Here is a 19,852-nt window from a genome sequence, read left to right as displayed (position 1 = left end):
TAGGCGCGTTCAGATGCCGTCTGACCATTCGCAAAGGGCGGCAACCGTTGCCGGCAGGTCGGCCATCCGGCTGATCACTGTTTCCGCGCCCGCCTCGGTCAGTTGATCGGCATGCCCGGCATAGCTGTGCGACGCGCCGGTGAAACCGAGCACGCGCATCCCCGCCGCCCGGGCGCCGGTGACCCCGTGCACTGAATCCTCGATCACCAGTGTGCTTCCCGGTGCCGTCTGCATCATCTTTGCCGCATGCCGAAAAATATCCGGCGCCGGCTTCGGCGCCACGTCCTGAGTGTCCGCCGCCGAGAACACGTGCTCGCCGAACAGGGGTGCCAGGCCGGTCTTCTTCAGCATCATCTCCAGCCGCCGCGAACTGGAGTTGGAGCAGATGCAGCGCTTGCCCGGAAGCTGCGCCACGGCGCGCAACACACCGTCAATGCCGAGAAGGTCGCGCGCCAGGCGCCTGTCGGTCATCCGTTCCGATTTCTCGAGCAGCGTCGCCTGGAAGGGAATGTCCGACTCCCGTTCGATCTCGAGCAGAATGTCCTTCCACGTCAGTCCGGCAAAGCGGGCGGCAATCTCCTCGGGCGTGATCTCGTATCCGACTTCCGCCAGAAGACCGCTTCCCACCTGCGCGGAAATGATCTCGCTGTCGACCAGAACGCCGTCGCAGTCGAAGATGATGAGGTCAAAACCGGGCATGGCACTTCCTTTCAGGCAGGCGGCGGACCTAGCGCACCGACCGGGTCGACGCAACCGGTTTGCTTGCGCCTCGGGCAGCGAGAGCTGTCACGCATTGTGACATCGCATCGATCTTCGCCGCGACCATTCATCAGATGTTTACCCTGTTCGACAACCATGACGGCTGTGAGTAATGCGTTTCAGTGTGTGAGTAATCCCGAATGCCGTCTTCCGTTTCGCTTTCCGAGATCCGTCCCTTTGCCGCCAGCAAGCCGCAGGCCTGGCTCGACACCATCATCAAGGGCGATTGCGTTGCCGCACTCGAGGCCCTGCCGGCCGCTTCCGTCGATGTCATCTTTGCAGATCCGCCCTACAACCTGCAACTGGGCGGCGATCTGACCCGCCCCGATCAGTCGACGGTTGATGCGGTCAATGATCACTGGGACCAGTTTGCCAGTTTCGAGGCCTATGACGCCTTCACCCGCGCCTGGCTTCTCGCCTGTCGCCGCGTCCTCAAGCCGAACGGCACGATCTGGGTCATCGGCTCCTACCACAACATCTTTCGCGTCGGCGCCTCGTTGCAGGATCTCGGTTTCTGGCTGCTCAACGATGTGATCTGGCGCAAGACCAATCCGATGCCGAATTTTCGCGGCCGCCGCTTTCAGAACGCCCACGAGACCATGATTTGGGCCTCGCGCGATGAAAACGCCAAGGGCTACACATTCAATTACGAGGCCATGAAAGCCGCCAATGACGACGTCCAGATGCGCTCCGACTGGCTGTTTCCGATCTGCACGGGCGGCGAGCGCCTGAAGGACGAGGCCGGCCGCAAGGTGCATCCCACGCAGAAGCCCGAGGCGCTGCTTGCCCGCGTCCTGATGGCATCCTCGAAACCCGGTGATGTCATTCTCGATCCGTTTTTCGGGACCGGCACAACCGGCGCCGTCGCCCGCCGGCTCGGCCGGCATTTCGTCGGTGTCGAGCGCGAGCAGAACTATATCGACGCCGCGCGCGCCCGTATCGATGCGGTCGAACCGCTTGGCCAGGTCGAGCTGACGGTGATGACCGGCAAGCGCGCCGAGCCGCGCGTTGCCTTCAATGTGCTGCTGGAAGCCGGACTGATCCGGCCCGGACAGGTGCTGCACGATGCCAGACGCCGCTTCTCCGCCATCGTCCGCGCCGACGGCACACTGGTGTCCGACGGCAAAGCCGGCTCGATCCACAAGGTCGGGGCCCTGGTGCAGGGATTCGATGCCTGCAACGGCTGGACATTCTGGCATCATGAAACGGAAGACGGCCTCAAGCCGATTGACGATCTGCGGGCCATTATGCGGGCCGAGATGGCCGCTGCCGGATAGCATCTGCCCCGCGCCGCAAAAGATGAGGATCGGCAACACGCCGTAACAACCCATTCACCGGGCGTAAGTATCTCCAGTCACCGGTGAACGTCGAAACGCCCGGCCCTCAGGTCGGGCGTTTCTCGCATATTCCTCGGGAAATTTCTCGAACGCGCAGTCAACCCTGCAATCAGGCGGCGTCGCGCTCCGGCGTTTGCTGATGGCTGATAAGGCGCCAGCCGTCGCCATCGCGGATGTAGCCCGTGGCGCAGCGCGCGCGGTAGTCGCTGCCATCCTCGCGCGCCCCGTGAGCCCGGTAGCTCAGCAGCGCAAAATGGTCCGCTTCGATCAGCTGTTGATCGGCAAAATCGACCTCCTGCCAGCGAGGGGCGTCGCCAAGCGTTTCAAGGATCTCTTCGCCGCTCAGGATGCCTTGCTGCACCGGAATGACCATCACTGCATGTTCGGCCATGTGCTCGGCGAAGAAATCGGCATCGCGGCTCCAGAACTCCCGCTCCAGATCCCATAACTCGGCTTTTTGTGACATTCGTGTACCTCCGTCTTCTGCAAGAACGCGCGAGAAACGAATAGGTTCATGAAAAAATTGAAGAATTTTGCGTGTCCTGCGGACGCCGGAGACGGGCTCAAGCCAGGTTGCCGCGCTGCGGAGCCGGGGCGAAAGCCTGCGGCAGAGCGGCGCTGATCGCTTTTTTCATGACGCTTGGCAGCGCTTCTTCGGGCAAGTGTCGCGGCGCGCTCCACCACCCGTCCAGCGTCGCGGATGCGGCCGTTTGTGAACAGATGACGGCATGGAAGACATCGAGCCGCAATTCGAAATGCGTGAACACGTGGCCGATCGTGCCGGCCCGCTGCCATTCACCGGCCAGCGGCGCCGCCGAAATGCCGGTCTCTCCGTCCTGCCGCGCCGTCCAATGGGTGGTCGGCACGCCGGACATGCCGCCGAGCAGCCCCTTGACGGGGCGTTTGACGAGCAGCACCGCCCCGTCACCGGCGCGCTCGGCAATGAAGGCCGCGCCGCGCCGCACCGGCTTGACCTTGCGCGGCGCCTTGACCGGAAAGGCGGTCGGATTGCCGCCGCGCCGGGCCACACACCCCTCTTCGAGCGGACACAGGGCACAGGCCGGACTGCGCGGCGTGCACAGCGTTGCACCGAGATCCATCAGCGCCTGCGCGAAATCGCCGGGCCGGAGCGACGGCGTCGCGGCCAGCACATGCTCGCGAATGTCTGCCTTGGCTTGCGGCAATGGCGCCGAAATGGCGAAATAGCGGCTGAACACCCGCTCGATATTGCCATCGACCACCGCCGCCCGCTCGTTGAACGCAATCGCCGCGATCGCCGCCGCCGTATAGGGGCCGATGCCCGGCAGGTCCTGGAGCTCCAGCGATGTCTGCGGAAAGCGGCCGCCAAGATCAGTTGCGACGCGGCGGGCACAGGCGATCAGATTGCGGGCCCGTGAATAATAGCCGAGCCCGGCCCATTCGCGCAGCACCGGCTCCTCGCCGGCCGCCGCCAGAGATTCGACCGTGGGCCAGAGCGTGACGAACCGCTCGAAATACGGTTTCACGGCCTTCACGGTCGTCTGTTGCAGCATGATTTCCGACAGCCAGACCCGATAGGGGTCGGCCCTGTCACCGGCGGCGTGCGCCTCCGGAGTAAGCCGCCAGGGCAGGGCACGCTGGTGACGATCGTACCATGCAAGCAGCACGTCGGCGGGCAGGAGCTTTGCAAAATTCATCGGGGTAAGGCTGGAATCATCAACACGCGCCCCTTATAGCTGATGCGATCCGGTCTGTCCCCGCCGCTACGGCGCAGTGCGCCGCATCAAGGCCGCCGGGCAGACATCGGCAACAGGAAGGACGCCTGACCATGAAACGGTCCCGGTCCCGCAAGGTCGTCTCGCTCGCCGACGTCGCCAACCGGCTGGTCGATCCGCTGCTGTCGCGCCGTGCCGGCATCAACACCATGCTGCTCGCCTCGTGGGATGCCATTGTCGGTGAGCGGTTTGCGCAGACATCGCGTCCCGAGCGCATTCGCTGGCCCCGCCAGGCCGGCGAGCCGGAGAGCGGTGCCGGCTTCAGCCCCGGCCAGCTGGTCATCGCCTGCGAGGGTGCCAGCGCTGTCTTCCTGATGCATGAGGAGCGACAGCTGGTCTCGCGGGTCAATGCCTTTTTCGGGTTTCCCGCCGTCGATCGCATTCGCTTCGTCCAGAAGGCTGTGGCGCCGGAGCAGAAGCGCAAGCCGCTGCCGCCTCTCGATCGCCTTGAACAAAAGCGCCTCGGCGACATGCTTGCCGAGGTCGAAGATCCGGCGCTGCGTCAGGCACTGGAGAAGCTGGGTACCGGCGTATTGGGGCGCAACAAGCGCACCCCTTGATTTCACTGGCGCGGGGCGGTTTTATAGCTGCGCAAGTCAGACATCCTTCTGGATGTCCTGTTGTTTCCTGGTGTTTCCGGCGCAAGCCGGTCCACGCAAGGGGGTGGGCAGATGGTGCGAACGCACAGCATGGTCTGGCGCAACGGTCGGCAGCAAGCCGGCTGCGGGGTGGCCGCGTGAGCCTTCTCGATCCGATTTTCTCGCGAGCGATCCGCGCCGGACGCCTGACAATCACCAAATATGACGGCAGCATCGCCAATTTCGGCGGCCAGGAACCGGGTCCGGAAGTCGCGATCCGCTTTACCGAACCGGGTGTCGAGCGGCACATTCTGCTCAACCCCGAACTGGGCGGTCCCGAAGCCTACATGGATGGCGGGATCACCATCGAGCAGGGCAGCCTGCACGACCTCATCCGCATCTTCGCGCTCAACCGCGCCCATCTCAACCGCACGCCGACGCAGCGCTTCTGGCAGGAAGTGGCGCGCCGCCTGCGCTTCATACAGCAATACAATCCGATCGGCCGCGCCAAGCGCAATGTCAGCCACCATTACGATATTGGCGAGGACATCTACCGGCTCTTCCTCGACCGCGACATGCAATATTCCTGCGCCTATTTTCCCACCGGTGAGGAAAGTCTCGAGGACGCCCAGACGCTGAAGAAGCGCCACATTGCCGCCAAGCTGCAGATCAGGGACGGGCAGCGCATCCTGGATATCGGCTGCGGATGGGGCGGCATGGGCCTGTATCTCGCTCATCTTGCCGACGTCGAGGTCGTGGGCGTCACCCTGTCGGAAAACCAGCTCAAGGTGGCTCGCCGCCGCGCCGAAATTCTTGGCGTTTCCGACCGCGTTCACTTTGAGCTGCGCGACTACCGAGAGGTGAACGAGGACTTTGACCGCATCGTTTCCGTCGGCATGCTCGAACATGTCGGCGCCGGATATCTGCAGGAGTATTTCACGACGGTGCAGCAACGTCTGAAGGTCAATGGCGTGGCGCTCATCCATGCCATCTCGTCAATGGCGCCGCCGGGCGGCTCGACCCCCTTCCTGCACAAATACATCTTCCCCGGCGGCTACACGCCCGCTCTGTCGGAAACCATGACCGCGGTGGAAGACTCGCGGCTCTGGCTGCTGGATTGCGAAATCCTGCGTGTCCATTACGGCTACACGCTGGCCGAATGGAGCCGCCGCTTTGCTGCCAGCCGCGACACGGCCCGGCAGATCATGGGCGAGCGGTTCTGCCGCATGTGGGAATTCTACCTGTCGATGTGCGAGGTCTCGTTCATGGACCTCTCATCGAATGTGTTTCAATTGCAGCTCGGCCGCCAGCGTGACGCGGTGCCCATCACCCGCGATTACCTGCATGCCGAGGAAAGCCGGCTGGCCGGTCTGGAGCCGCAATTTCTCGATCGAGTCGTCGATTCCGCCCATATGGCGCTCGGCAATTAGGGTCCGGACCCTAAACGCCTCACGGTTGTTTGAGCGGCCCCGCTTTCGTTTGGCCACAATTGCCCCTATAGGACAAGGTCTCACTTCCGCCCGTTTTCGCGGGCTCGATCGGGCCCTTGTTGCCCGCCCCTGTAGTGCCCGCCCAAGAGGCCAGAAAAGGATAATCCATGGCATATCTGACGACCAGACTGATCGCCGCGATCGCCGCTTCCCTCTTTGCGCTGACCGTCGCTTCGGGCGCGCAGGACAGCAGCTCCGACACTTCCGCCAAGATGAGCACGCCGGCGGTCGAAGCGCCCACGCCAGCCGGCGATGTCGACATGGACAAGGTGCTCGCGGCCGGCCCGCTCGAGGAAAAGGCGCTTGGCGATGCGGATGCCCCGGTGACCGTCGTCGAATACATGTCGATGACCTGTCCCCATTGCCAGGCCTTCCACGTCAACACCTTCGACGCCTTGAAGGAGAAATACATCGACACCGGCAAGGTGCGCTTCATTTTGCGCGAATTCCCGCTCGATCCCCGCGCCGCAGCCGCCATCATGCTGGCCCGCTGCGCGCCCAATGACCAGTTTTTTCCGATGGTCGATGTCCTGTTCAACCAGCAGACGAAATGGGCGACCGCCCAGGATGCGCGCACCGCATTGCTCGAAATCTCGCGTCTGGCCGGTTTTACACAGGACAGCTTCGAGGCGTGCTTGACGAACCAGCAACTTCTCGATGATGTGAATACCGTGAGAAACGTGGCTGCCAACGAATACGGGGTGGACTCGACGCCGACTTTCCTCATCAACGGCAAGCGGTATCCCGGGGATCTGTCGATTGAACAAATGTCAGCGATCATCGATCCGCTGCTCTGATCGAGCGTTCGGCCAAGGTGCGCGGGCCCTCCGGCCCGCCGCCCTTGTTCGTTTTGACGCCCTTGCTCGTTTCGCCGTCCTTGTCGAGGGGCGGGCAGGGGGGCGGCGATCATGAAGTTCAATCGCCTCCGCCTTCTCGGGTTCAAATCCTTCGTCGAACCGACTGAATTCGTCATCGAGCGCGGCCTGACCGGCATCGTCGGTCCCAATGGCTGTGGCAAATCCAACCTCGTTGAAGCGATGCGTTGGGTGATGGGCGAGAATTCCTACAAGAACATGCGCGCCTCCGGCATGGATGACGTGATTTTTTCCGGCTCGGGCAACCGTCCGGCGCGCAACACCGCCGAGGTCGGTCTTTATCTCGACAATTCCGATCGCACCGCACCCGCCGCCTTCAACGATTCCGACGAGATCCAGGTCACCCGCCGCATCGAGCGCGAAGCCGGTTCGGTCTATCGCATCAACGGCAAGGAAGCGCGGGCCAAGGATGTGCAACTGCTCTTTGCCGACGCCTCGACCGGCGCCCGCTCGCCCTCGATGGTCGGCCAGGGCCGCATCGGCGAACTGATCCAGGCCAAGCCGCAGGCGCGCCGTCAGTTGCTAGAGGAAGCCGCCGGTATTTCCGGCCTGCATTCGCGCCGCCATGAGGCGGAACTGCGGCTTCGCGCTGCCGAAACCAATCTCGAACGACTTGATGATGTCACCTCCGAACTGGAAAGCCAGATCGACAGCCTGAAGCGCCAGGCGCGTCAGGCCGGCCGCTTCCGTGCACTTTCCGCTGAAATTCGCCAGTCCGAGGCGACGCTCTTGCATCTGCGCTGGCAGGCCGCGAAAACGCAGGAAGGCGAGGCGGAATCGACCCTGGCGCAGGCCACCAGCATTGTCGCGGAAAAGGCGCAGGATCAGATGCAGGCCGCCAAGGCGCAGGCTATCGCCGCTCACCGCCTGCCGGAACTGCGCGACAGCGAGGCCTCTGCCGCCGCCGCCCTGCAGCGCTTGCAGATCGCCCGCACCCAGTTGGAAGAGGAAGCCGGGCGCATGGCGCGCCGCCGCGAGGAGCTTGAGCAGCGCCGCGCCCAGCTTGACGCCGACATGGCGCGAGAAAAACAGTTGATGGCGGACAATGCCGGCATTCTCGAGCGGCTGAGCGCCGAGGAGGCCGGGTTGCGGGAGGCCCTTTCTGCCGCTGGCGGTGTTGCCGCCGAGCGCAAGGCGGCATTCGAGGCTGCTGCCGCGCAACTGGCCGCCAGCGAAGCGGACCTTGCCGCCCGCACCGCGACCCGCGCCGATGCGGCGGCGGAACGCACTCAGCTGGAAAAGACCATTGCCGACATCGGAGAGCGGCAGAAGCGGCTGAACGCCCAGGCCGAGCGCTATGACGCAGAACTCGCCGAGCTGAGCGCACGCATCGAAAGCTTGCCGGACCCGGCTGAAAAGCGGCGCGCGCTGCAGCGCGCCGAGGCCCATCTGGCCGACGCCGAACAGGATCTGGCACGGCGGGAGGCGGCTCTCGAGGCGGCGCGCCAGGCGGAAGACGCCGCCCGCCCGCCGGTCGCCGAGGCCAGGGCCAGGCTGAACGCCGCGGAGACCGAGGCGCGCACCATCGAACGCATGCTCAACACCGGAGCGAGTTCGGACCTGTTTCCGCCGGTGCTTGAAAAAATCAGCGTCGACCGCGGCTTTGAAACGGCGCTCGGTGCCGCGCTCGGCGATGATCTCGACCTGCCGCTCGATGCCTCCGCCCCGGCGCACTGGACTTTGCTGGCGCGTGCCGGCGACCCTGATCTGCCTGCAGAGGCTTTGCCGCTTGCCGGGCATGTGCAGGCGCCGCCCGAACTTGGCCGCCGCTTGGCCCAGATCGGCATTGTCGCCGACCTGGCTGCGGCGCGCCGCCTGCAACCGGACCTGCGGCCGGGGCAACGGCTTGTCACGCGCGATGGCGCCGTCGTGCGCTGGGATGGCTTTGTTGCCACGCCCGAGGCGCCGACCGCCGCCGCCATGCGCCTTGAGCAGAAGAACCGGCTGAGCGAACTCGATGCCGAGATCGCCACGGCAGGAAAGGCCGTCGAAGAGGTCGAAACCGCGCTCGCTTCGGCATCGGCAAACCTTGCCGAGCGGCGTCTCGAGCACCAGCAGGGGCGCGAGGCGATCCGCCTTGCGACCGCTGAGATCGGCACGGCGCGCGAGGCGCTGGCCGCCGCGGAAAAGGCTGCCGGCGAACTGTCTGGCCGCCGGGACGTGCTCGCCCAGACGCGCGCGCAACTGAGCGAACAGGCTGCCGAGGCGCGCGAGGCGCTGGCCGCCGCTAAGCAGCAATTATCACTGGTGCCCGATCTTTCCCGATTGCAAGGCGCCCTTGATGACAGCCGGGCGCTGGTCGCCGACCATCGCGCCAGCCTGGCTGAAACCCGTGCCGCGCATGAGGGGCTGGAGCGGGAGAATGCCGCCCGGCATCAGCGCCTCGAAGCCATCGCAGAAGAGCGCAACTCGTGGATCGAACGGGCGCGCGGCGCCGAAGAACAGCTTGCAACCCTCGCCAGCCGCGCCGAGGCGGCGCGTGCCGAATTCGAGGCGATGGCGGAAAGTCCTGGCGAGATCGATCTGCGCCGCCGGCAATTGCTGCAGGAGCTCGACAAGGCCGATACGCTGCGCAAACAGGCCGCCGACCGTCTTGCCGAGGCGGAAACCACCTCCCGCGCCGCCGACAAGTCCGCGACGGAAGCGATCGCCGCCCTGTCGCAGTCCCGCGAGGCGCGTGGCCGGGCCGAAGAGCGTCTGCTGGCCGCCCGCGAGCGGCGTGAGGACACCGAGGCGCGCATCCGCGAGGCGCTGGATTGCGCCCCGCATCACGCCATCCGCCATACCGGGCTGAAGAGTGACGATGATTTGCCCGAGCCCGCCGCGCTCGAGCGCACGCTCGATCGCCTTAAAGTCGACCGCGAACGGCTCGGTGCCGTCAATCTGCGCGCCGAGGAAGAACAGGCGGAACTGTCCGGGCGGCTGGAGACGATCATCACCGAGCGGGAGGATGTGGTCGAGGCCATCCGCAAGCTGCGCGGCGGGATCCAGAGCCTCAATCGGGAGGGGCGCGAACGGCTGCTCGCCGCATTTGATATCGTCAACGATCAGTTCCAGCGCCTCTTTACCCATCTTTTCGGCGGTGGCACCGCGGAACTGCAGCTGATCGAGAGTGATGACCCGCTGGAGGCGGGTCTTGAGATCCTGGCTCGCCCGCCCGGCAAGAAGCCGCAGACCATGACCCTCTTGTCGGGCGGCGAGCAGGCGCTCACGGCCATGGCGCTGATCTTTGCGGTCTTTCTCACCAACCCGGCGCCGATCTGTGTTCTCGATGAGGTTGATGCGCCGCTCGACGACCACAATGTCGAACGCTTCTGCAACCTGATGGATGAAATGGCGCGCGCCACCGAGACGCGCTTCGTCATCATCACCCACAACCCGATCACCATGGCGCGCATGAATCGGCTGTTCGGTGTGACCATGGCCGAGCAGGGCATCAGCCAACTGGTCTCCGTCGACCTGCAAAAGGCCGAGCAGCTGCGCGAAGCGAGCTGAAACACTTCATTATTACAAAAGCTTGATCTTCAATTGCAAGCCAAGACAGACGTGGCGCGTCACCTGCCCGTTAAAATTGAATAAAATATTAATCTGCTTTTAACAGATTAAGCCCCCTAGATTCTGGCCCTGTGAAAATTTGCATGGTGCATGAATAGAATTGATAACTTTCACTCCCGAAAATCTTGCTTGAGAGGGCGCAGTAGAGGGAGTGATCGTGGTGATGAAAACAGTCAGATTATTGCGCCGAGAAGAAAATGGAGCCGCAGCCGTTGAATTTGCGATTGTAGCTCCGATCTTTATTCTGATCTTGCTGACAATAGCCGGCTACGGCATTTATCTCGCCGCGGCCCATTCGGTGCAATAACTGGCGGCCGATGCATCACGCGCCGCTGTGGCCGGTTTGAATACCACCGAGCGACAGACGCTGGCGACCGATTTCATCGAGACATCGACGATCAACAACAGTTTTATCGATCCGGAGCGGCTGCAGGTCACCGTGACGGCTGATCCCGACAACGCCAACCAGTTTACCGTGCATCTGTCCTATGATTCCTCGCAGTTGCCGATCTGGTCGCTTTATTCCTTCGCTCTGCCCGACCCGACGATCTCGCGCTTCTCGACCATTCGGATCGGTGGTGTGTGATGACCAGCAAACAGATCCGCAAGCGCTTTCTTCGCGATGACGCCGGCAATATCGCCATCTCCTCGGCCGTATCTTTGGTGTTCGTCATCGGGGCCATGGCGCTCGGTGTCGATTACGGCGCCATCACGCTGCAAAACCGTGAGTTGCAGGCCATGGTCGACACCGCCGCCATCCAGTCCGCCGGCCAGATCGACGACGCCGTTGCCGCGCTGCAGCACTATCAGCAGCTGAACGGCACGAATTACGCAATCGCCACCTCCGACGGCTACGTCATGCCCGATGGCGCCCCGATCGCGCCGGCCGATGCGGCCGAGATCGGGACGATCCTGACCATCGAGGAGGGCCGCTATCGCGCCGACGAGCGTCTCGCCATCGGCGATCGCTTCACGCCCGACAGCGACACGCCCGACGCGGTACGCATCACCGCCCGGCAGGACGCCGACCTTTATTTCGGCCGTATGTTCATGCAGCCCTTCGCCTTCGAGGTGAGCGGCACGGCGGCGGCAAGCAAGGAGGCGTCCTACTGGATCGGCTCCCGGCTGGCCTCGTTGAATGGCGGTGTGCTGAACGCGGTTCTAAGCGGTCTGCTCGGCACCGAGGTCTCGCTCAGCCTCGCCGATTACGAAGCCTTGATCGACACCGATATCGATCTTCTTTCCTTCTCCCGGCTCATGGCTAGCGATATCGGCCTGACGGCGGCCACATTCGATGATCTCCTCGCCAGCGACGTCACGCTGCCACAGCTGCTTTCGGCCATGCGGCAGACGCGCGGCGTTCCCATCCGCACCGCCAATGCCCTGTATGTCCTCGAAACGGCGCTCGGCGATCTCGACACCGAGATCTGCCTCGGCGACCTGCTCAATCTGGAAGCGATTGGATCGCAGGATATCGATACCGAACAGTCGCTGGCAATCTACGCCGACGCCATGCGGCTGATCTCTGCTGCGGCCGCCCTGTCAGGCGGGGCGCGGCAGGTCGAACTGACCCTGCCGACAACCTTGCCGGGCCTTGCCGAAGTCGATGTCAGCCTGGCGATCGGCGAGCCGGCCAACAATTCCCCCGTCGTCGCTGCCGGCAGCGCGCCGGTGCGCACATCGCAACTTCGCCTGCTCATCGAGGCCCGGACCAGCGGTGTCTTGTCGGTGCTCGGCACCTCCTTGCATGTGCCGATCTATGTCGAGGCGGCCCAGGCGAAAGCGCAATTGGCGGCGATCCGCTGCGCCGGTGTCGGCGACAATGCGCATGTCGATCTCTCCGTCACCCCGGGCCTGGCCGAGATTGCGATTGGTAGCATCGACAGGTCGAAACTCGATGATTTCACCGCCCCCTTGGTGGTCTCCAAAGCCGAGATCGTCACGACCCCGGTAGCCCGCATCAACGCCATTGCCGATGTAGAAATCGCCAACACGCACAGTACAAAGGTCAGTTTCAGCCCGGCCGATATTCGCGACCGGCGCATCAAGACAGTGTCAACCAGTACGATTGCCTCGTCCCTGACAGGCAGTCTTCTCTCCAGTCTCGACCTCGAAGCCGATGTGCTCGGCATTTCCGTCATGACCCCGCAAGCGCTTCTGGCCCTGGTTGGCGGCAAGCTCGACAGCGCCGCGGCCCCTCTTGATGTTGTGCTTTACAACACGCTTTTGACCCTCGGGGTGCGCGTCGGCGCCGCCGATGTCAGCGTTACCGGCGTTCACTGCGGTGCCCCCACACTTGTACAGTGACGCCGACCGGGCAGGCCGCGTTCCATGTCCCCCCTGGAGCGCGGCCGCCTGACCGGTCCGGTACCGGCCCCGAAGACGATTTCGCCGGTATAGCCACGCCTTGCACGCCGTTCCGGGCTTGACCTTTCGCGCCAGCCTCTCATAACCCTTGCCGATGCGACAGGGTGTCGGCGCTGCTGGCGATCGGGCGGAAGGAATGAGCATGACAAAACGGGTGTATCTGTTCGGTGACGGCAAGGCCGAAGGTTCGGCGCGCGACCGCAACCTGCTCGGCGGCAAGGGCGCCAATCTCGCCGAAATGTGCAATCTCGGCCTGCCGGTGCCGCCCGGTCTGACGATCACCACCGACACCTGCAACGCATACTACGAGGCCGGCCGGCAGTTCCCCGAGGGTCTTCGCGACGAGGTTTCGGCCGCGCTTTCAAAGGTGGGGGAGATGGCCGGGCGGCAGTTCGGCGATGCCGAGCATCCGTTGCTTCTCTCGGTGCGCTCCGGCGCCCGCGCCTCCATGCCCGGCATGATGGACACCGTGCTCAATCTCGGGCTCAACGACGAGACGGTGCGCGCCATGGCGCGTGAGAGCGGGGATGAGGGCTTCGCCTATGACAGCTACCGCCGCTTCATCCAGATGTACGCCAACGTCGTCATGGGCGCTGATCACGAGGCGTTCGAGGAAATTCTCGAGGACGAGAAAGCCCGCCTCGGGCATGAACTCGATACCGATGTTTCGGCCGAGGAGTGGCAGACCATCATTGCCCGCTACAAACAGATGATCGAGGAAGAACTGGGAACGCCGTTCCCGCAGGATCCGCATGAACAGCTTTGGGGCGCCATCGGCGCCGTCTTCTCGAGCTGGATGAATGCGCGCGCCATCACCTACCGCCAGCTGCATGACGTGCCGGCCTCCTGGGGCACCGCCGTCAATGTGCAGGCCATGGTGTTCGGCAATTTCGGCAACACCTCGGCCACCGGTGTCGCCTTTACGCGCAACCCGTCGACCGGCGAGAACCGCCTGTATGGCGAATTCCTGATCAATGCCCAGGGCGAGGATGTCGTCGCCGGCATCAGGACGCCGCAGTCGCTGACCGAGGCCGGCCGTATCGAGTCCGGCTCGGACAAGCCGTCCCTGGAAAAATCGATGCCCGAGGCCTTCGCCGAATTCGTCGAGATCACCAAGCGGCTCGAGAACCATTATCGCGACATGCAGGATCTCGAATTCACCATCGAGCGCGGCAAACTGTGGATGCTGCAGACGCGCAATGGCAAGCGCACCGCCCGCGCCGCACTCAAGATCGCCGTCGAGATGGCCGATGCCGGACTGATCAGCCCGCAGGAAGCAGTGGGCCGCATCGAGCCCGGCTCCCTCGACCAGCTTCTGCACCCGACCATCGATCCGAAGGCCGAGCGGAATATCATCGGCTCCGGCCTGCCGGCCTCGCCGGGCGCGGCTACCGGCGAGATCGTCTTCACCTCCGAAGATGCGGTCGAAGCCAGCCGCACCGGCCGCAAGGTCATTCTCGTGCGGGTCGAGACCAGCCCCGAGGACATCCACGGCATGCATGCCGCCGAGGGCATTCTGACGATCCGTGGCGGCATGACCAGCCATGCGGCGGTTGTCGCCCGCGGCATGGGCACGCCTTGCGTGTCCGGTGCCGGCGGCCTGCGCATCGACAGCCGGCGAAAGCGTCTCCTGACCCTGGCCGGCGAATTGGGAGAGGGCGACACCATCACGCTGGATGGGTCATCCGGCCAGGTGCTGAAGGGATCCGTTGCCATGCTGCAGCCCGAATTGTCGGGCGATTTCGGCCGCATCATGGAATGGGCCGATGCGGCCCGCCAGATGAAGGTGCGCACCAACGCCGAGACGCCGGCGGACGCCCGCGCCGCCCGTTCCTTCGGCGCTGAAGGCATCGGCCTGTGCCGCACCGAGCACATGTTTTTCGAGGAGGACCGGATCATCTCGATGCGCGAGATGATTCTCGCCGACAACGAGGATGGCCGCCGCGCCGCCCTCGCCAAATTGCTGCCGATGCAGCGCTCCGATTTTACCGAACTGTTCGAGATCATGAACGGGCTGCCGGTGACCATCCGTCTGCTCGACCCGCCGCTGCACGAGTTTCTGCCGAAATCGCCCGAGGAAATCGCCGAAGTCGCCGGTCTGCTCGGCGTGGATCCGGACCTGCTGGCCTCGCGCGTCGAGGAACTGCACGAATTCAACCCGATGCTTGGTCATCGCGGTTGCCGCCTCGCCATCTCCTATCCGGAAATCGCCGAGATGCAGACCCGCGCCATCTTCGAGGCGGCTGTCGAAGCCGCCAAGAGCACCGGCGCGCCGGTCGAACCGGAGATCATGGTGCCGCTGGTCAGCCTGCGCGAGGAACTGGATTACGTCAAGGCGCGCATCGACGCGGTGGCCCGACAGGTGATCGAGGAATCCGGCCAGTCGATCACCTATCTTGTCGGCACGATGATCGAATTGCCGCGCGCCGCGATCCGTGCCGCGCGCATCGCCGAGGCTGCCGAATTCTTCTCCTTCGGCACCAACGACCTGACCCAGACCACATTCGGTATCTCCCGCGACGATGCCGCCTCGTTCCTGCAGACCTACCGGCAGAAGGGCATCATCGATCACGACCCGTTTGTCTCGATCGATGTCGAGGGCGTCGGCGAACTGGTGCGCATGGCCACTGAGAAGGGACGTCAGACCCGGCCCGACATCAAGCTCGGCATTTGCGGCGAGCATGGCGGCGATCCCGCCTCGATCCGGTTTTGCCAGCAGGTCGGCCTCGACTATGTCTCCTGCTCGCCCTTCCGCGTGCCGATTGCCCGGCTGGCGGCCGCCCAGGCCGCGATCTCCGCGACGGAGAGTTGACGGGCGGGTGGCGCCGGCGCAGCCTGGCCCCTGGAATATCCGGGGCGCCCGGCGCGGCAGCGAATATTCCCGCGACAAAGGGTACAAGTTCCGGAACAAGCCAGCGCTGGCCGCATTGTGTCGGTAACCGCAAAGGGGACGGTGTTCCCCGAGGAAACCTCCGTCATGAAGCTTTTTACCTGTACCCACTGCCAGCAGGTGGTGTTCTTTGAGAATGTGACCTGCGAGCGCTGCGGCGCCGCAACCGGCTATGAGCCGGGCTCCAACACCATGATCGCCCTTGAACGGGCCGGCGACGTCTGGAAACCGGCCGGCAGCCATGGCCCTCATGCCGGCGGCCCGGACTGCCGCTATTGCGACAACTACCGCTTTGGCGTCTGCAACTGGCTGGTGCGCGCCGACAATCCCGAAACCTATTGTCTCGCCTGCCGCCACAACGAGACGGTTCCCGATCCCGACCAGGGCGACAATCTCGCCCACTGGCAGGCGATGGAAATCGCCAAGCGCCGGCTGTTTTACACGCTGCTGCAGCTGCAATTGCCGCTCACCGACCGGCGCCAGGATCCAAACGAAGGTCTTGGCTTCGATTTTCTCGCCGAGGGTGCCAGTTCCAGCAAGAAGGTGATGACCGGCCACGACGAAGGGCTGATCACCATCGCCCTGGCCGAGGCCGATGAGGCCGAGCGGGTCCGGCGCCGTCAGGCGCTCGGCGAACCTTACCGCACACTGCTGGGGCATTTTCGGCACGAGGTCGGGCACTGGTATTGGGACCGCCTCGTCCGCGACAGTTCCGGCAATGCGCTCGCCGCCTGCCGCGCCCTGTTCGGCGATGACACCGAAGACTACGCGGCGGCGCTGAAGCGACATTACGAGAACGGCCCGCGGCCCGACTGGCAGCAGGAATTCGTCTCGTCCTATGCCGGCGCCCATGCCTGGGAGGATTTTGCCGAGACATGGGCGCACTATCTGCACATCATCGACAGTCTCGATACCGGGCGCGCCTGGGGCGTGCGCACCGCACCCGGTGTCGCACCGGACGGCCTGCTGGCCACCGACATCGGTTTCGACGCCTATGGACACGACACGACGGTAACCCAGATCGCCGATGCCTGGCTGGCGCTGTCGGCGGCCCTCAACTCCTTCAACCGCAGCATGGGCCACGGTGATCTCTATCCATTCGTCCTGTCCCCGAAGGTGATCGAGAAACTTGGCTTCATTCATGATCTGGTGCGCGGACGGTTTGGCGGTGCCCGCTTCGGCTGAGCTTCTCGCCGGCGGCGAGCATGAAAACCCTCAAGCCGGCGGTCCAGCGAGCAATTTATTCTCTCGAGCGCCGGAATTACCGCATGGACCGCCCACGTAAGCGGCATTCATCCCGTGTATTTTCATGGTTTGTTACTCGGAGATTGAACCATGGATCTCGTGCCCCTGTTTGACACCGTCGGTGAAGCGGGCGCCGCTCTCGTCGGCGGCGCTGTGCTTGGCCTGCTTTTCGGATTTTTCGCGCAGCGTTCGGCGTTCTGCACGCGATCGGCGGTGCTTGACCTGACGCGCCGCCGCGATCTCAAGGCGCTTGCCACCTGGCTTGCCGGTTTCGCCATTGCCATATTCGGCGTTCAGCTGCTGATCTGGAGTGGCCATGTGGAAGTGCGGGAAACGCGTTTCTTCTCGACGGCACAAAGCCTTTCGGGCGCCCTGATCGGCGGCTTGGTGTTCGGGATCGGCATGGTTCTGACCCGTGGCTGCGTCTCGCGCCTGATGGTGCTGGGCGCCTCCGGCAACCTGCGTGCCATCACCTCGATCCTCATTGTCGCTCTTGTGGGCTACGCCACCTATACCGGCATCCTCGTTCCCCTGCGCGATCTTACCGGCGGGCTGCTGAGCACCCAGGCCGTTGGCGGCAACGATATTCTCGCCCAATTCGGCATCCGCCAGATCTCCGGTGTCATCCTTGGTGCGGCGCTTCTCCTCGGCTCGCTGTTCGTCGCCTGGAAAAGCCGCCTGCCGCTCTGGCGCTATGGCGCTGGCGCCCTCGTTGGCGCCACCATTGTCGGCGGGTGGTACTTCACCTACCAGCTGTCGATCCAGGCCTTTGAACCGGTGCAGGCCGAGAGCCTGTCCTTCATCCGTCCGCTCGCGACCACCATTCAATATGCGCTCGGCAGCGTATCTGCCGCCGGGTTCGATCAGGGCATCCTGCTGGGCATTTTCGCCGGCGCCTTTCTCGCCGCGCTGCTGTTTCGCGATCTGCGCCTGGCCAAGTTCGGTGAAACTGGCACCCCCTCGGTCTTTCGCTATGTCGGCGGCGCCGCGCTGATGGGATTTGGCGGCATTCTCGCGGTGGGCTGCACCATCGGCGCTGGCTTTACCGGCGGTTCGGTGCTCGCCTTGTCCTCGCTGCTCGGACTGGCTTCAATGGTCGCCGGCGCGGCGGTCACGGATCTGTTCATCGACCGCCGCTCGGAACGCCAGGGCCGCGCGCCCGATGTCATCGGCAAGCCCTCAGGCGCACTGACCCCTGCCGAATAGCACGCCCTGAAGTCAGGCCTCGATATCCACGCCGTCTGGGGTGGCATCGATCCGGAGCCGGTTCTGCGTTGCCAGGTCCGACCATCGATCCGCATCGCGAAACACCAGCACGGGGCAGGGCAGGGCGTACAGGCGCTGCGCCACCATGGCGCCGATGGCGATGATGGCATCGCGTTGCAGCAGACAAAACGCCGCCGGCGCCGTTCTCAGGCGGATCGCCTCGGCCAGCACCGACGCGCCCGATGATGAGCCGCGTGCATGCGCCATGAACAGGATATGCCCGGTCAGGCTGATCGTGTGCGCCGGGTGAAAGCGGTCGATGACGCGGCCGTCCGAACTGTCAAAACCACCCCAGAAGCTCAGGGGCTCGATCTGCATCGGCTTACCGCAGCACTGGCCGGGCACCAGCACGTCGACGCCGGTCGTGCGCACATCGCTCGGAGTCATCTGCGCACCACGCGGCCGGCTTTCGCCGATGCGACGCAGTCCGCCAGCGTCCCGAACGCCACATCGACACCGAGATTGCCGGGGGCGTAATAGGCCCATTTGCCCGAATTGGTCATGATCGCCCCGTCAAGTTCCTCGATGATCGTGGTCACATAGGTGCAGGTGTCGACGACGAGCGCGACACCGGCATCTGACAGCCGCTTGTCCCAGCCGCGCTGCGTCAGCTCGGTCAGGATGTCGCGTCCCGTGTTGATGTAGACCGGAACTGCGAAGCTGCCCTCGCACAGCTGCAGCAGGCGCTCGAATTCCTGCAGCGAGAAATGCGGCGTGCCGAGCGCCACGGCGCTCAGCCGCGCCCCGTCGCTCACCGTTGCCAGCGATGCCACGATCTGACCCAGCATCTCGCGGTCGAGCCGCGCAATCACCGACACCTCGGCGCCACCCGTCGCAGCCGCAAGCGTTTCCGCTTCCGGGGTCAGACCGACCGCGTGGAACATGGCGACCGCGCCCGAGGAGGCCGCCGCCGCGCCCAGCGCTTTCAGATCGTCCTCGCTGGTGACCTGCGGCAGGCCCTCGATCGCGCAGATCTCGGCGCCGCATTCGCGCCCGATGAACAGCCCGGCAGCGACCGCGATCAAACCGGCCTCCTCGACATCTGCGCCGCTGACGCCCTCGAGCACCAGCCGCGTCCGCGCCAGTCGGTTCTCAGCAACGTGCAGGTCAAAATGCGGAACACGCCCGCACAGAGCCCCGGCAAGGTCGATGAAATCCCCGTAGCGGGCGGTGCGCGCGCCGATCACCGAGTTGACGAAGACAATGGCGTTCGATTCCGCATAGGCCAGCTGCTCGCCGTAACGCGGGCGCATCAGCGTCTGGTAGGGCGCACAGGTGAAGTTCGGCGCGCAGCCCAGTTCGACATGTGCCTGCATCAGTCGTTTGCCGGCTGTGCCCAGCGCCGGGTCGCCGCGAAACAAGTCGGGGTGGATCAGATCGACCGAGCCGACATTCAGGCTGGTGGGCACGCACACCCGTCCGCCAAGCGCCACATAGCGCTCGACGAAGTCGAGGCTGGCCTGACCGTGATACAGGCAGCCGTCAATATGCGCGCGGTCACAGCGTAAAAGCCGGTCGGCGCCAACTGCCTGCGCAAAGCCGAGCATCAGTTCCAGCGCATCGGCCGCCGCCGCGCCCCGGCCGCCGGCCAGCATGTCCTGCTCTTCCGGGCTCAATCGGAGCATATGCGTGACCGTTGCTTCGCCATCCCGGCAACAGGACAAGTCCCCGCCCGCAAGTCAAGCTGCAAGTCAACTCGCAAGTCGGCCGGCTTCAAGCTGTGGATTGGCAAGTCT

14 protein-coding genes and 1 pseudogene are annotated in these 19,852 nt (G+C 64.4%); 10 read left to right on the top strand and 5 right to left on the bottom strand.

The window, feature by feature from the left end:
- Positions 1-9: 9 nt before the first annotated feature.
- Entirely contained in the window at positions 10-699 is a 690-nt protein-coding gene (locus tag KY465_RS06480) for an HAD family hydrolase (RefSeq protein ID WP_219200884.1), read from the bottom strand.
- Positions 700-899: 200 nt separating this feature from the next.
- On the opposite strand from KY465_RS06480, the gene KY465_RS06475 reads away from it, so the two are divergent.
- The gene (locus tag KY465_RS06475) at positions 900-2,036 is read left to right on the top strand and encodes a site-specific DNA-methyltransferase (protein WP_219200883.1); all 1,137 of its coding nucleotides are present in this window, start codon (positions 900-902) and stop codon (positions 2,034-2,036) included.
- 169 nt (positions 2,037-2,205) lie between these two features.
- Here KY465_RS06475 and KY465_RS06470 read toward each other — a convergent pair whose 3' ends face one another.
- Together KY465_RS06470 and mutY are read right to left on the bottom strand one after the other, a co-directional pair.
- A complete protein-coding gene (locus KY465_RS06470; RefSeq protein WP_219200882.1) occupies positions 2,206-2,562 on the bottom strand; it encodes a nuclear transport factor 2 family protein in 357 nt (118 codons plus the stop codon).
- 97 nt (positions 2,563-2,659) lie between these two features.
- A complete protein-coding gene (gene mutY, locus KY465_RS06465) occupies positions 2,660-3,772 on the bottom strand; it encodes an A/G-specific adenine glycosylase (protein ID WP_219200881.1) in 1,113 nt (370 codons plus the stop codon).
- Between the two features lie 131 nt (positions 3,773-3,903).
- Between mutY and KY465_RS06460 the strand changes: the two genes are divergently transcribed.
- The 9 genes and pseudogenes from KY465_RS06460 to KY465_RS06420 all read left to right on the top strand — a co-directional run bounded on the left by KY465_RS06460 (position 3,904) and on the right by KY465_RS06420 (position 18,056).
- A complete protein-coding gene (locus tag KY465_RS06460; RefSeq protein ID WP_219200880.1) occupies positions 3,904-4,410 on the top strand; it encodes a DUF721 domain-containing protein in 507 nt (168 codons plus the stop codon).
- Positions 4,411-4,586: 176 nt separating this feature from the next.
- On the top strand, positions 4,587-5,858 hold the full coding sequence (locus tag KY465_RS06455; protein WP_219200879.1) for a class I SAM-dependent methyltransferase: 1,272 nt from the start codon (positions 4,587-4,589) through the stop codon (positions 5,856-5,858).
- Between the two features lie 167 nt (positions 5,859-6,025).
- Positions 6,026-6,715: a DsbA family protein gene (locus tag KY465_RS06450; protein WP_219200878.1), complete on the top strand. Its 690-nt coding sequence runs from the start codon at positions 6,026-6,028 to the stop codon at positions 6,713-6,715.
- 111 nt (positions 6,716-6,826) lie between these two features.
- Positions 6,827-10,288, top strand: coding sequence for a chromosome segregation SMC family protein (locus KY465_RS06445; protein ID WP_219200877.1), 3,462 nt, complete (start codon positions 6,827-6,829; stop codon positions 10,286-10,288).
- A gap of 223 nt (positions 10,289-10,511) precedes the next feature.
- A pseudogene (locus tag KY465_RS06440) lies at positions 10,512-10,934 on the top strand (TadE family protein).
- Positions 10,934-12,655 carry a TadG family pilus assembly protein gene (locus KY465_RS06435; protein ID WP_219200876.1) on the top strand — a complete coding sequence of 574 codons (1,722 nt, stop codon included), beginning with the start codon at positions 10,934-10,936 and terminating at the stop codon, positions 12,653-12,655. Before KY465_RS06440 ends, KY465_RS06435 begins: the two are co-directional and overlap by 1 nt.
- A gap of 202 nt (positions 12,656-12,857) precedes the next feature.
- Positions 12,858-15,527, top strand: a complete 2,670-nt coding sequence (gene ppdK, locus KY465_RS06430) for a pyruvate, phosphate dikinase (protein ID WP_219201694.1) — start codon at positions 12,858-12,860, stop codon at positions 15,525-15,527.
- A gap of 165 nt (positions 15,528-15,692) precedes the next feature.
- Complete coding sequence (locus KY465_RS06425; RefSeq protein WP_219200875.1) at positions 15,693-16,790, top strand: zinc-binding metallopeptidase family protein; 1,098 nt, start codon at positions 15,693-15,695, stop codon at positions 16,788-16,790.
- Positions 16,791-16,940: 150 nt separating this feature from the next.
- The gene (locus KY465_RS06420) at positions 16,941-18,056 is read left to right on the top strand and encodes a YeeE/YedE family protein (RefSeq protein WP_219200874.1); all 1,116 of its coding nucleotides are present in this window, start codon (positions 16,941-16,943) and stop codon (positions 18,054-18,056) included.
- 12 nt (positions 18,057-18,068) lie between these two features.
- On the opposite strand, the gene KY465_RS06415 is transcribed toward KY465_RS06420, so the two are convergent.
- Both KY465_RS06415 and KY465_RS06410 read right to left on the bottom strand, forming a co-directional pair.
- Positions 18,069-18,503, bottom strand: coding sequence for an aconitase X swivel domain-containing protein (locus tag KY465_RS06415; RefSeq protein WP_219200873.1), 435 nt, complete (start codon positions 18,501-18,503; stop codon positions 18,069-18,071).
- Entirely contained in the window at positions 18,500-19,741 is a 1,242-nt protein-coding gene (locus tag KY465_RS06410; RefSeq protein WP_219200872.1) for an aconitase X, read from the bottom strand. Before KY465_RS06410 ends, KY465_RS06415 begins: the two co-directional genes overlap by 4 nt.
- Positions 19,742-19,852: the final 111 nt, after the last annotated feature.

The sequence above is a fragment of the Neohoeflea coraliihabitans genome, assembly GCF_019334345.1.
GTDB classification, from domain to species: domain Bacteria; phylum Pseudomonadota; class Alphaproteobacteria; order Rhizobiales; family Rhizobiaceae; genus Pseudohoeflea; species Pseudohoeflea coraliihabitans.
The sequence above is the reverse complement of the archived record's forward strand: the minus strand, read 5'-3'. Positions and strand labels throughout refer to the sequence as shown.